Consider the following 11,823-nt stretch of genomic DNA (forward strand, 5'->3'; position numbering starts at 1 on the left):
GCCGCCTTTCCGCTGGCGACCAGACAAGAGATCATCATGAGCCATGATTAAGTGTTACAACCCTGAAAAACCCTTTGTTAGCGTAGTGACGCCAACCTGGCAGCGCGCCGCCTTTTTGCCCTGGCTGATCTATATGTTTCGCTACCAGGACTATCCGGCTGAGCGGCGAGAGCTGATCGTTCTGGATGATTCCCCCACCAGCAGCCTGCCGATAATTCATGCTCTGACCCATAACCAGCCGGAGCGCTATAACATTCGCTATATTCACCACCCTGAGCGGCTAAAGCTCGGTAAAAAGCGCAACATGCTTAATGCGCTGGCCAAGGGCGAGTACATCATCTGTATGGATGACGACGACTTCTACCCTGCCGATAAGCTCTCATACACTATTGAGATGATGCAGCGGCACGGAGCGCTGATCTCCGGCTCTGACCAGATCCCCGTCTGGTATAGCCACATTAACCGGGTGTTTAAAACACGCCGTTTCGGCAAGCGGCATATCCTTAACGGCACCTTCTGCTATCACCGTAACTATCTGAAAAAACACCGCTACGACGATGAGTGCCAGCTCGGCGAGGAGCAGGCGTTTACCCATAACTTCAGCGTGAAGCCGCTGCAGCTGCCCGGCGAGCGCACTATCCTGTGCGTCTCCCACAGCGATAACACCTTTGATAAAGATTTCGTGCTTGGCAGCTGTGAACCGACCCCCACGGCGCTGGCCGATATCGTTCGCGATCCCACGCTGCTCGCCTGGTATCAGCGCCTGCATAACAGCACCGGCCAGCAGCCTATTCAGTGGCAGCATGTGGAAAAAGTGCTGGTTATCAATCTGGAGAGGCGCCCCGACAGATGGCAACAGATGCAGGAGACGCTACGCCAGCTTGGCGTGCCGGAAGAGAACGTTATACGAATGAGCGGCTGCGAGCATGAGAACGGCGCGCTGGGCCGCACGCTCTCCCACCTTCAGGCTCTGACCCTGGCGCAGCAGCAAGGCTGGCGCAACTGTCTGGTGCTGGAGGATGACGCCCTGCTGCTCACCCAGGCGAAGCACATTACCGCCTTCAACCGGCTGCTCGCCTCGCTAGATCATCTCCCCTGGGAGGTGGTGCTGCTCGGCGCGCGGGTCAACAACGGCCAGCCGCTGAAGAGCCTGCCGGGGCTGATCCACGCCGTCGACTGTGAGAAAGCGTGCGCTTACCTGGTCAACGCGCCCAGCTACCCGGCGCTGATCCAGCAGATGCAGAGCGATCCGGCCAGCCTGCTGGAGTCGCGCTGGCGCACAATGCAGACGCAGGGTAAATGGCTCGCCTTCTACCCCAGTATCAGCTACCAGCGGGCAGGCTTCAGCGATATCGAGCGTCAGGAGACCGACCACATCCGTTTCTATTTCAGCAAGATGACCCTTAGCCACAGGCAAGAGCAGCAGCGGCAGGCACAGCAGCCGGTAGCGAACCTGTTTGCCAATACGATAGGGTTCTATCTGGAGACGGCCTTTCATTACCAGCTCTACCAGCCGATACTGCACTGGCTGCTGGAAGCGGGCTACCGCTGCGATCTGCTGATTAGCGACGCCGTCCCGAAAGCGCTGCTGAAGGAGATGAGCCAGCTGCTGGTCGACATTAACGATCCCAGGTTGAGCGGGTCGCGCCTCAGCGAGGTGAAAAACCGTAAGCAGCGTTACGGCTGTTTAGTTAGCCCTTACTATACTCCGGCGCTTAACGGCCTTGCCCGGGTGCAGATCCGCGCCATGTACGGGCTGGCAAAAGCGTCGTGGAACCATGCCTGGTGGAATGCTTTTTATCACCACATTCTCTGTTACAGCCACTACAGCCAGCAGGCGCTCAATATCAACGGCAATGCGACGGTGGTAGGTAACCCTCGCTTTGATAAATGGCATCGCCAGCAGGTAGATCTCTCAGCGCTGGCGTCGCTCAAGCTGGATGCTAAAAAACCGACCCTGCTCTATGCGCCAACCTTTGGCGATCTTAGCTCGATTCCCGCCTGGGCCGCCTCGCTGTCGCGGCTGAGCCGTGACTACAACGTGGTTATCAAGCTGCATCACGGTACCCAGCATCGTCCAGAAGAGGCCGCCATGCTGGCTGACGTCCAGCGTTACTTTAAAAAGCGCGTTACCCGCCACGATATGTCGCTGCCGCTGCTGCATCAGGCTGATTATGTCCTGACTGATAACAGCGGGTTTATTTTCGATGCTATTCATGCTGGCAAAAGGACGATCCTCCTTGAGTGGGAGGGCATGGCGGCGCTGCTGGAGAACAACAGCACCTTCAGCACGCCTTCCAGCCCGGAGCAGCAGATACGCAGCACGCTTCCCGTGGTGTGCGATATGGCCCAGCTACGCCACTGTCTGGCGGCGGATTATGACTGGCAGCGCATAGAGGAGGAGATGAACGCGGTTCGCCATCACTACTGCGATGCGTTTCAGGATGGCTTTGCCGGTAAACGCGCGGCAGAGCTGATTATGAGCGCGCTGGACAAGCCGGCAGACGCCGAGGCGAACACGCTGCTGTCTGGTTTACAGAGCAAACTGTTCTAAACCGGGTCGGGCAGCAAGCTCTGCCCGGCAATGGTTTCGATTCTGAGGAGATGCCCACTACCAGGCGATTGCCAGGGCTACTAGCTCGATAGATCAAACGTGCCAAAAGTGATTACCGTCGTCATGACCTTACTCCTTCAGGCGATGCATACGCAGCCAGCTTTGCGTGGCGATGTCATCCACCATTTTTTGCTCGCGGCTGGCCTGCTCGCTGGCAACCCTCTCCCGCTGGGTATCAAGAGTCAGTGCGACAATCTTCTCCTGACAGGCTGCCTGCATAAGTTTCTTTTGTATCTGCTGGGTTTTAATGTCCGCCAGCGCTTTCTCCTGCTCCTGCCACTTCACGACGCGCAGCAGGCTGCCTTTATAGCCCGCCATGTTGCTCAGCGTCTGGGTGCAAAAATGGGGTAACTCCTCGGTGCGGGTCTTCTGCATTAGCTGCCCCAGCGCGTTGATGTTGTTCTCGTGCCGGGTAGCGACCTGCCGCTGCCGGGCCAGCGCTACCGTGGTGCTCTTCACGGTGCTGTCACGCAGGCGTTGAAGCTGGACAAGCGTCTTAATCGCCTGCTTCATGATTTATCCTTCATGACGTGGAGAGAGGGGAATAGCGCGGCAATTTGCGCCTGTACCTGCGCCAGGTCAGCTGGCTCATCTACCTGCTGGCGCAGAAAACGTTCAATAGCCGGGAAACATTTTACGGCTTTATCGACCTGCGGATCGGCGCCTTCGACGTAACCGCCGAGTGGAATAAGGGGTTTAATCTCCATATAGGCGGCATAGTATCGCTTGAGCAGGCTAACGGCCTGCTGATGCCAGCCGGGGGTGATTTGCGTCATGCAGCGGCTGATTGACTGGCCTATATCAATGGCCGGGTAGTGTCCGGCCTCGGCAAGCCTGCGGGTCAGGACGATATGGCCGTCCAGCACTGCCCGCGCGCAGTCAACGATGGGATCCTGCTGATCGTCCCCCTCCGCCAGCACGGTATAGATGGCGGTCATTGATCCGCTGCTGTCGCTGTTGCCCGCGCTCTCTACCAGCCGGGGGATCATGCCAAATGCCGAAGGTGGATAACCTTTGGTGGCCGGTGGCTCGCCTAACGACAGGGCGATTTCACGCTGGGCCATCGCGTAACGGGTTAACGAATCTACCAGCAGCAGTACGTCAAAGCCCTGGTCGCGAAACCAGGCGGCAAGCGTATGGCATAGCTCGGTCGCCTTCAGACGCATCAGAGGCGACTCATCTGCTGGCGCGACAACGACAACAGACTTAGCCAGCCCTTCATGGCCCAACGACCGATCGATAAACTCTTTTACTTCGCGGCCTCGCTCACCAATCAGCCCAACGACCACAATTTGCGCTTTGGTCTGGCGGGTGATCATGCCGAGCAGCACGCTCTTGCCGACGCCGCTGCCTGCCATCAGGCCCACCCGCTGGCCTTTGCCGATAGTCAGCACGCCGTTGATCGCCTTTACGCCAACGTCCAGCGGCTCGGCTACGGGGCGGCGGGTCAACGGGTTGACCGTCGGCGCAACGGGAGGCAGCGTCTGGGTGCCGCCCAGCCTGCCTTTGCCATCAATTGGCTCGCCCAGTCCGTTAACTACCCGGCCAAGCCAGCTCTCACCGACCAGCAGATGCCGGGCCTTCTCTTGAGGAAAGACGCGTGCGCCAGCCATCAGCCCGCCAGGCTGCCTGAACGGCATCAAATAGGTGACCTCGCGATCGAAGCCAACCGCCTGGGCATCAATAAATCCGCACTCTGCGCTTTCGATGCGGCAGAACTGCCCCGTCGCCAGCTGACACCCCACGCTCTCCAGCAAAACGCCGTTCATGCGTACCAGCCTGCCCGCCACCCGGACCAGGGGGATCGACTCAATGGAGCGCAGCGCGTCATCAAAGGGGTGCGGGTTGTTCATCGCTCTCATCCGGGGTCAACGTCTCTTTAAGAACCGTCATACACTGCTCCAGCCGATGCCCACAGCCAATATCCAGCTCGGATGCCTCGGTCACAATACGGCACTCGCCCGTAGAGAGATCCGCTGAGGCCACCAGCCCCCATGCGGTCACCTTCTCCGGCGCCACGCTCTGAAGGCGGTTAAACTCCTCTACGCTCAGGCAGACCTTCAGCGGCTCCGGCACGCTGGGCATGGCGGCGATCGCCTCTTCCACCAGCGCAAGCAGCTGGGTTGGCTGCAAGGCCAGCTCGCAACGGATCACCTGGCGGGTCACTTTTTCCACCAGCTGCAATAGATCCTCACGCTGCTTGCGCTGAATATGGGCAAGGTAGTCGTTTAGCCTGTCAGCAATCGCCTCCAGCGGCTGCGCGGCCTGGGTGAACTGCGCCAGACCAGCCTGCTGCCCTACGAGGCTGCCCTCGGCATAGCCTTGTCGGTAGCCCTCCGCCTGCCCTTTAGCCTGTCCCTCACGAAAACCGGTCTCCTGGCCTTCGCTAACGCCCTCTGCGAACCCCTTCTCCAGCCCCTGCTGATAGCCGTCCATAAGCTGGCGCTGAAAGTCGGCGCTTCCCGTGCTTGCGCCCGATAATGCGGCGTGCCGCGGCGGAAAGCGGTGGACCCGGTAACGACCACGTAGTGTCTGCATTGGTTATTCTCCCTTACTCCGCCGTCTGCTCGGCGAAGAGCTGAAGCTGGATCTCTCCCGCCTCCTCCAGCTCCCGGGCGGCGGCCATGATTTCACGGCGGACTTGCTCAATACGACTGATGGGAACGGGCCCCAGGCGCGCCGTGATGGTTTCCAGCTGCTGTGCCTGGCGTTTTGGCATCACTGCAAAAATAGCGCGCCGCAGCGGTGGCTCGGTGCCTTTTAGGGCCACGGCCCACTCCTCCATGGGTATCTCGTCGAGCAGACGGCGGCGCACCTCTTCGCTCTGCCGGCTCAGAATAAAGAAGTCGTACATCTCATCCTGAAGCTGCTCCAGCACGGTCGCATCCAGCTCACGCAGCCGATCGAGGATCTGCTGCTGGTTGCCCTGAAAGCGATTAACGATATCCGCCGCCTGCTTGATGCCTTTGACTTTCGACCCATGCTCGGAGAGCACCGACAGGCCACGTTCAATCAGACGATCCAGCTCGTCAACCACGTCACGATTCACGTCGCTGAGTCTGGCAATGCGGTAGAGGATTTCGTTCTGCACGGCATCGCTCATATAGGTCAGCACCGTAGCGGCGATCTCCGGAGTCAGGAAGGCAAGGAACACGGCCTGTAACTGCAGATGCTCCTCGGCGATCAGCACCGCCAGCTGGCGAGGATCCACCCACTGCAGACGTGCCATGCGCGAGCGGATCTCATCTCCATAGATGCCGTTGATCACGCTGCTGGCAATTTCACCGCCGAGCGCCTTATTAAGGATCCCCTGCAGCATCACGCGCGATGCGCCATTGATCCCACTCTGCTCACGGAACTCGTCGAAAAAGTTGTTGATCACCTTTCTCGCCTGACTGGTTTTCACGCCGGAGAGGCGCGCCATATATTCGCTCAGACGCACCACCTCTTCGCGGCTCAGCTTTTGCATCACCGTTGCCGCCGCCTCTTCGCCAAGGCACAGCAGCAGGATAGCGGCCTGCTCAAGATAGGTGGCGCTGCCCGGGCTTTTACTTACTGTCAATTCGCTCATTGCTGGTAATCCACTGTCTGATCACTTCGGCGACGCGATCGGTATCGCTAATCGCCAGTTTTTTAAGGAACTCCAGCTTGGTTTCGAGACCAGAGCTCTGGGCCGGCAGCGCATCGTCGCCGGAGAAGGAGGGTAGCTCTACGCCTCTGCGCTCTTCGTCGTCCTGCGTCGCCGAAAGCGCGGATTCACTGCTGCCCGGGGCCGCTACCGGTGCTGGCTGCGCTTTACGCGTGGCGATAAGGTGCTTCACCAGCGGACGCACAACGAGCAGCAGAATCAATAGCAGCAGCACGCCACTGCCGCCGAGGCGGCACCACGCCAGAATGTCGTGGTTCTGCCACCATTTCACTGGCGGCAGCACGGCTCTCTCTTCCGGCACGAAATGCATCAGCGAGAGCGACAGCTTGTCGCCCCGCCGCTCATCAATACCGGCGGCGTTGTTCAGCATGGCGGTAACCTGTGCCGTCTGCTCTGCTTTCCACGTTTTAACGGCGGCGGCATCCTGATTAAGTACGACGGCAACGTTTAAACGCTTAAGCTCAAAGCCAGGGTGCTGGATATGCGCAACGGTACGGTCATAGCTGTAGTCTCGCTGGCTCTCCGTATGTGTCGACAGGGTGTCGGGCGTCTTCTCCGCGCTGGCGTCCGGCGTTTGCGCTGGGGTAGCCTCCGGAGGCCGGTTACTGAGCGAGCCGGGAATGCCGATGGCGAGACGATCGCTGCTTTTATCCTCTGCGCTTTGCTCCCGGTTCACCTTTGGCGTATCGCCAAACCGCTCTCGGGTCTCTTCGACAAGGCTAAGATCCAGTTCGGGCATAACGCTAATGCGAAAATTATTTTTACCCACCAGCGTGGTCAGCACGTTGGCCAGGCTGGCACGGGTTTTATCCTGAATGCCGCTGAGTAATTCACTCTCTTTGCGGCTTCCGGCCGCTGGGTTGGCGCTGTCCGCGATCCCTTCTGAAAGCAGATTTCCCGCCTGGTCAACAATGCTGACCTGCGCAGGCATTAGCCCCGGTACGCTGCCGCTGACCAGGTGAATAATGGCGTTGACCTGCTCCCGGCTTAAGCGACTGCCGTAGTGCAGGCGCACCATGACCGAGGCGCTGTTTTTGGGTGTCTCGCTAATAACAAACGAGCTCTCTTCATTCAGCGCCAGATGAACACGCGCCGTTTCGACGGCGTCCAGCGACATGATGCTCTGCGCCATTTCGCCTTCCAGGCTGCGCTTATAGCGAATATTTTGCACGAACTGACTGCTGCCGAGCAGCTCGTCTTTATCCATCAGCTCATAGCCCGCCGGGCTTATCGCCTGCACACCTTTTCCCGCCAGCGTCATACGGATCCTGGAGAGCTGGGCTTTTGGGACCAGAATCTGCCCGCTGTCTGGATCGATGCGGTAGGCAATCTTCTCACCGTCCAGCACCGTGATGACCTGTGAAAGCGGCAGATGCTCCTGGGAACCGAACAGCGCGGTATAGCCGCCGCTGGTATGCCACAGGCCGCCAACAATGGCAGCGGTGAGCAGGAGTGCGCCACCCGCCAGGGCGATCCATTTACGATTTCCAGGCAGCAGAGACGGCAGCGCCGTGAAAGCCTCACCCACAGAGGCAAACAGTTTCTTTTTCATCGCTTATATGGACATATTCATGAGATCGTTAACGCCGCTCGCCACTTTATTTCTGACCTGAAGGAGCGCCGAAAACGAGAGGGAAGCCTGCTGGCTGGCCAGCATGGCGCCTACCAGATCGTCGCTCTGGCCGCTGCTGACCGCATTCTGCCGGGCGCTGGCGGCCTGCTGTATGTTGTCAACGCTCTCAAGCGCATTACGCATCACCTGATGGAAGCTGATGTCGGAGAGCGATTCACCGTTTGGCGCTCCACTGGCGAGGGTTTGAGCGGAAAGAGGTGACGCAGCGGCAAGGCGTCTCATCTGACTCATCTCCTGCTGCATCAGGGACAGGGACGGGGTAAGGGTAGTTTTCATCTCGTACTCATTATCTTAAAAAATAGACTTAGCAATTCAGAGGGTTATCTCTATGCCATGCTTGCGCATTGAGGCGAGCCGGTAGCGCAGCGCGCGCGGCGTAATGCCTAAACAGTCCGCAATCTGCGATCGATTGCCCTGGTATTTGCGCATCAGGTCGGCAATGTAGTGATATTGCGCGACGCGCCCGTGCCGCTGTAAATCTTCCCGGCTGGCGCTGGTTGGCGGGCTGGCAACGGTGTCTGCGCCAGGCGTAAAGGGGAGCCCCAGCACGCTGGCATGGATAACGCCGTCCTGGTTTAAAATCATGCCGCGCTGCATCACGTTTTCGAGCTGCCGCACGTTGCCGGGCCAGGGGTATTTCACCAGAGCCGCTTCTGCGTTTGTCGACAGGCGGATATTTTTGCCAATCGCGTGGGCATATTTTTTTAAAAAAAACTCCGCCAGCGGCAAAATATCCTCAGGCCGCTCGCGTAAAGGCGGAACGGTAATGGGTACAACGGAAATGCGATAAAAGAGATCTTCGCGAAAGCGCCCTGCGGCCACCTCGGATTCAAGATTTTTATTGGTGCTGGCAATAAGGCGAAAATTAAGCTTAATAGCACGGTGGCTGCCGAGGCGTTCGACCTGACGCTCCTGCAATACGCGGAGGAGCTTGGCCTGCAACGCCAGCGTCATATCGCCGATTTCATCCAGCAGCAGCGTGCCATTATTTGCCATCTCAAACTTCCCTGCCACGGCGTTAACCGCACCGGTAAATGCCCCTTTCTCATAGCCAAATAGCGTTGACTCAAGCATCGACTCTGGAATAGCGGCACAGTTGATGCCGATAAAGGGTGCGGTGCGATCCTCACCAAATGCCATCGCATGGATATATTTTGCGACGCACTCTTTACCCGCGCCTGTTTCACCAAGAAGCAGTACGGGAATATTAAAGCGGGCAACGCGCCTGGCTAAAGAGAATGTCTTAATGCTGGCAGGCGCCTGGGCAATAAAGTTCGGCATGGGTTTCTCGCATTTACGAATGTCATCTCCATGCGAACTTAACACTGTGCTTAAGCTTATTTTATAATAAACAAAATAAAAAATAATTAAATAATTAAAATCAATATCTTAGAGGAAGAAATCAAGAATATCAAAAAATAATAAAAGAGTAGTTAAGACAAAAATAACTGTTTAATAATAGTTATATCAGGCGCTTCCATTGTATGATAAATACATCTTCGCTTAAATGACAGCGCGCATATTGCAGAACTAACGATCATGCTGCCCCATTACTGGATAGCGACAACTTTAGTGCATAACTTAAATAACAATGACTTTTTCTTGCCTGACTTCTGCTTTAAAACAGCAACGTGGCCTGGCGGTCATTCGGTATTCACGACAGAGAATAGTTTCCATGCTCAAATACAGCCAAACCGCTGCAATAGCTAATCTTGATAGCCACCGTCTTGGCCGTCCTTATCATCGCTTGCCCAGCCTGTTTATGAGCAAATTTGACATTCTGGAGTCGCGTATAGGCAACTACTTTCTAAAAAAGCACCGCGCGAATTTAACGCTGAAAAAAATAGCCTGTGCGGTCGATATCAATAATAAAAATGCCGATCTGCTGGTATCAAGCATGGGTCATCTGGCTTTCGATATAGACCGACCGCTTCTGTTAACGATCCTCAATAATTTCTACGGTCTTGATAGTCAGGAAGATGAAAGCAGCCATCGCGCCCGCCTGCCGACAAAAACCGAGGCGCGTCTCCGCACCCGACTGGCGCTCGATCTCTGCCATATTCTGTTTCATCAGGAGACATGGGGACTCCCGCTAACCGTAAAAGCGGATAACAGCACCATTATTAGCCAGTGGGCCTATCAGCTCACCTTTACCCTTGGCGACGATGAACACAGCGGCTTTCACATTCTGCTGGATAACGCTCATACCGACTGTTTCCTTAACATGCTGCGCCAAAAAGAGCGACCTCATACAGATACCAGCCCCGTTGACCGAAAAAACAGCAACCGGGCCGTGGTAAGCAAACTGATTGAAACCCTACCTCTGAGCCTCAATGTCAAAATTGCCGCACTGAGCATGGACGTTGCTTCGTTGACCGCTATCAGAGCCGGAGATATTTTCCCGCTTACCCTACCCGATACCTTCCCGGTATTTATCGGGCAATCGCCGCTGTTTCATGCGCTGATTGTTGAAGAGAACGACAGACTCTATCTGTCTGATATTACGCCTACTGCTCCTGAGAAGTCCTATGAATAACCATGCCGATCCCCTTGACCAGGGCTTTGAACTCGCCCCTGAGGGTGCCGTACCGTCCGATGCGGCGCCTGCCCATAACGCGCCGGCGTTAACTGACTCTATGGCGCTGCTCAAGCGTATTCCCGTCACGCTGACGCTGGAGGTCTCCTCCGTTGAGGTGATGCTTGCCGATCTGCTGAATATTGATGACGACACGGTCATTGAACTTAACAAGCTGGCCGGTGAGCCGCTGGATATTAAGGTTAACAATATTCTGCTGGGCAAGGCCGAAGTGGTGGTGGTCAATGAAAAATATGGCCTGCGGGTGATTGAGTTTAATACCCGTGATATTAACGAACTGACATCATGATACGTCCTGTCTGCCTGCTGCTGGCCGCAAGCGCTCTGCTGGTCCTCTCTCCTGCCGTCCTGGCTCAGGGGGGCGATATTTCACTGCTGCACGTCGTCAACCACGGCGATACGCAGGAGTACAGCGTCAAGATCCAGATCCTGATCCTGATGACCCTGGTGGGCCTGCTGCCGACCCTGCTGTTAATGATGACCTGTTTTACGCGGTTTATCATTGTGCTCTCGCTGCTGCGTCAGGCGCTGGGCCTGCAGCAGACGCCGCCGAACCGTATTTTAATCGGCATCGCACTGGTGTTAACCATGCTGGTGATGCGTCCCATCTGGCTGACTATCTACGATCGTGCGGTCGTGCCTTTTGAACAGGATAAGATCACGCTGCCCCAGGCGTTGGAGACCGCCAGTGCGCCGCTCAAACGCTTTATGCTGGCGCAAACCAATAAAAAGGCGATGGCACAGATTATGACCATTGCTAACGCCAGGGGTGAGGCGCAGCAGCAGGATCTCTCTATCATCGTGCCCGCCTACATGCTTAGCGAGCTTAAAACCGCCTTTCAGATTGGCTTTATGATCTACATTCCGTTCCTGGTTATCGATCTGATTGTCGCCAGCGTGCTGATGGCGATGGGGATGATGATGCTCTCGCCGCTGATCGTCTCTCTGCCGTTTAAGCTGATGGTTTTCGTGCTCATTGACGGCTGGTCACTGACCATCGGCACGCTGACGGACAGCATTCGCGGGCTGGGGCTGGGATAATGAACGAGGTACTGCCATGTTGACTGTCGATACCGCTGCCGATCTCGTCGCCAGCGGCATTAAGGTAGTGATTATGCTGGTCTGCGTGCTGGTCGTTCCCAGCCTGCTGGTGGGCCTGTGCGTCAGTATCTTCCAGGCCGTGACCCAGATTAACGAACAGACGCTCAGCTTTCTGCCGCGGCTTATCGTTACGCTGATCGTACTCGGCGTCTGCGGAAAGTGGATGATCGTGCAGCTGAGCGATCTCTGTACCCATCTCTTCGCCCAGGCCGCGCTGATGGTGGGCTAAG

12 protein-coding genes are annotated in these 11,823 nt (G+C 56.7%); 5 read left to right on the forward strand and 7 right to left on the reverse strand.

Annotated elements, in window-relative coordinates; all coding sequences use genetic code 11:
• Window positions 1–43 precede the first annotated feature (43 nt).
• Window positions 44–2,554 carry a glycosyltransferase gene (locus tag RTP97_RS03280; protein WP_312410869.1) on the forward strand — a complete coding sequence of 837 codons (2,511 nt, stop codon included), beginning with the start codon at window positions 44–46 and terminating at the stop codon, window positions 2,552–2,554.
• Window positions 2,555–2,683: 129 nt separating this feature from the next.
• Here RTP97_RS03280 and RTP97_RS03285 read toward each other — a convergent pair whose 3' ends face one another.
• The 7 genes from RTP97_RS03285 to RTP97_RS03315 are packed head-to-tail and all read right to left on the reverse strand — an operon-like array spanning window position 2,684 to window position 9,177.
• Window positions 2,684–3,127, reverse strand: coding sequence for a flagellar FliJ family protein (locus tag RTP97_RS03285; protein ID WP_312410872.1), 444 nt, complete (start codon window positions 3,125–3,127; stop codon window positions 2,684–2,686).
• Entirely contained in the window at window positions 3,124–4,467 is a 1,344-nt protein-coding gene (fliI, locus tag RTP97_RS03290; RefSeq protein WP_312410874.1) for a flagellar protein export ATPase FliI, read from the reverse strand. Before fliI ends, RTP97_RS03285 begins: the two co-directional genes overlap by 4 nt.
• Window positions 4,445–5,152, reverse strand: coding sequence for a flagellar assembly protein FliH (fliH, locus tag RTP97_RS03295; RefSeq protein WP_312410877.1), 708 nt, complete (start codon window positions 5,150–5,152; stop codon window positions 4,445–4,447). Before fliH ends, fliI begins: the two co-directional genes overlap by 23 nt.
• Window positions 5,153–5,165: 13 nt before the next feature.
• Complete coding sequence (locus tag RTP97_RS03300; RefSeq protein WP_312410879.1) at window positions 5,166–6,185, reverse strand: flagellar motor switch protein FliG; 1,020 nt, start codon at window positions 6,183–6,185, stop codon at window positions 5,166–5,168.
• The gene (gene fliF, locus RTP97_RS03305; protein ID WP_312410881.1) at window positions 6,163–7,815 is read right to left on the reverse strand and encodes a flagellar basal-body MS-ring/collar protein FliF; all 1,653 of its coding nucleotides are present in this window, start codon (window positions 7,813–7,815) and stop codon (window positions 6,163–6,165) included. The genes RTP97_RS03300 and fliF overlap by 23 nt, the downstream gene beginning before the upstream one ends.
• Before the next feature lie 3 nt (window positions 7,816–7,818).
• Window positions 7,819–8,172: a flagellar hook-basal body complex protein FliE gene (locus tag RTP97_RS03310; RefSeq protein WP_312410883.1), complete on the reverse strand. Its 354-nt coding sequence runs from the start codon at window positions 8,170–8,172 to the stop codon at window positions 7,819–7,821.
• Window positions 8,173–8,208: 36 nt separating this feature from the next.
• Window positions 8,209–9,177 (reverse strand): sigma-54 dependent transcriptional regulator, encoded by a 969-nt coding sequence (locus RTP97_RS03315; RefSeq protein ID WP_312410885.1) that lies wholly within the window; start codon window positions 9,175–9,177, stop codon window positions 8,209–8,211.
• A 394-nt stretch (window positions 9,178–9,571) separates the two neighbouring features.
• On the opposite strand from RTP97_RS03315, the gene RTP97_RS03320 reads away from it, so the two are divergent.
• From RTP97_RS03320 to RTP97_RS03335, 4 genes are read left to right on the forward strand one after another with little or no spacing between them, the layout of a single operon-like run.
• Window positions 9,572–10,432, forward strand: coding sequence for a FliM/FliN family flagellar motor switch protein (locus tag RTP97_RS03320; protein WP_312410886.1), 861 nt, complete (start codon window positions 9,572–9,574; stop codon window positions 10,430–10,432).
• Complete coding sequence (locus RTP97_RS03325) at window positions 10,425–10,781, forward strand: FliM/FliN family flagellar motor switch protein (RefSeq protein WP_312410888.1); 357 nt, start codon at window positions 10,425–10,427, stop codon at window positions 10,779–10,781. Before RTP97_RS03320 ends, RTP97_RS03325 begins: the two co-directional genes overlap by 8 nt.
• The gene (gene fliP / locus RTP97_RS03330; protein WP_312410891.1) at window positions 10,778–11,533 is read left to right on the forward strand and encodes a flagellar type III secretion system pore protein FliP; all 756 of its coding nucleotides are present in this window, start codon (window positions 10,778–10,780) and stop codon (window positions 11,531–11,533) included. The genes RTP97_RS03325 and fliP overlap by 4 nt, the downstream gene beginning before the upstream one ends.
• A 16-nt stretch (window positions 11,534–11,549) precedes the next feature.
• Window positions 11,550–11,822 (forward strand): flagellar biosynthetic protein FliQ, encoded by a 273-nt coding sequence (locus RTP97_RS03335; RefSeq protein WP_312410894.1) that lies wholly within the window; start codon window positions 11,550–11,552, stop codon window positions 11,820–11,822.
• Window position 11,823: the final 1 nt, after the last annotated feature.

It is taken from the genome of Pseudescherichia sp. (assembly GCF_031998825.1).
In the GTDB taxonomy this organism is placed as follows: domain Bacteria; phylum Pseudomonadota; class Gammaproteobacteria; order Enterobacterales; family Enterobacteriaceae; genus Pseudescherichia.

Coding starts and splice junctions, on each gene's coding strand:
- fliF (WP_312410881.1), bottom strand. CDS start 7,815: ATGAAAAAGAAACTGTTTGCCTCTGTGGGTGAGGCTTTCACGGCGCTG.
- RTP97_RS03300 (WP_312410879.1), bottom strand. CDS start 6,185: ATGAGCGAATTGACAGTAAGTAAAAGCCCGGGCAGCGCCACCTATCTT.
- RTP97_RS03285 (WP_312410872.1), bottom strand. CDS start 3,127: ATGAAGCAGGCGATTAAGACGCTTGTCCAGCTTCAACGCCTGCGTGAC.
- RTP97_RS03315 (WP_312410885.1), bottom strand. CDS start 9,177: ATGCCGAACTTTATTGCCCAGGCGCCTGCCAGCATTAAGACATTCTCT.
- RTP97_RS03280 (WP_312410869.1), top strand. CDS start 44: ATGATTAAGTGTTACAACCCTGAAAAACCCTTTGTTAGCGTAGTGACG.
- RTP97_RS03325 (WP_312410888.1), top strand. CDS start 10,425: ATGAATAACCATGCCGATCCCCTTGACCAGGGCTTTGAACTCGCCCCT.
- RTP97_RS03320 (WP_312410886.1), top strand. CDS start 9,572: ATGCTCAAATACAGCCAAACCGCTGCAATAGCTAATCTTGATAGCCAC.
- fliP (WP_312410891.1), top strand. CDS start 10,778: ATGATACGTCCTGTCTGCCTGCTGCTGGCCGCAAGCGCTCTGCTGGTC.
- RTP97_RS03310 (WP_312410883.1), bottom strand. CDS start 8,172: ATGAAAACTACCCTTACCCCGTCCCTGTCCCTGATGCAGCAGGAGATG.
- RTP97_RS03335 (WP_312410894.1), top strand. CDS start 11,550: ATGTTGACTGTCGATACCGCTGCCGATCTCGTCGCCAGCGGCATTAAG.
- fliH (WP_312410877.1), bottom strand. CDS start 5,152: ATGCAGACACTACGTGGTCGTTACCGGGTCCACCGCTTTCCGCCGCGG.
- fliI (WP_312410874.1), bottom strand. CDS start 4,467: ATGAACAACCCGCACCCCTTTGATGACGCGCTGCGCTCCATTGAGTCG.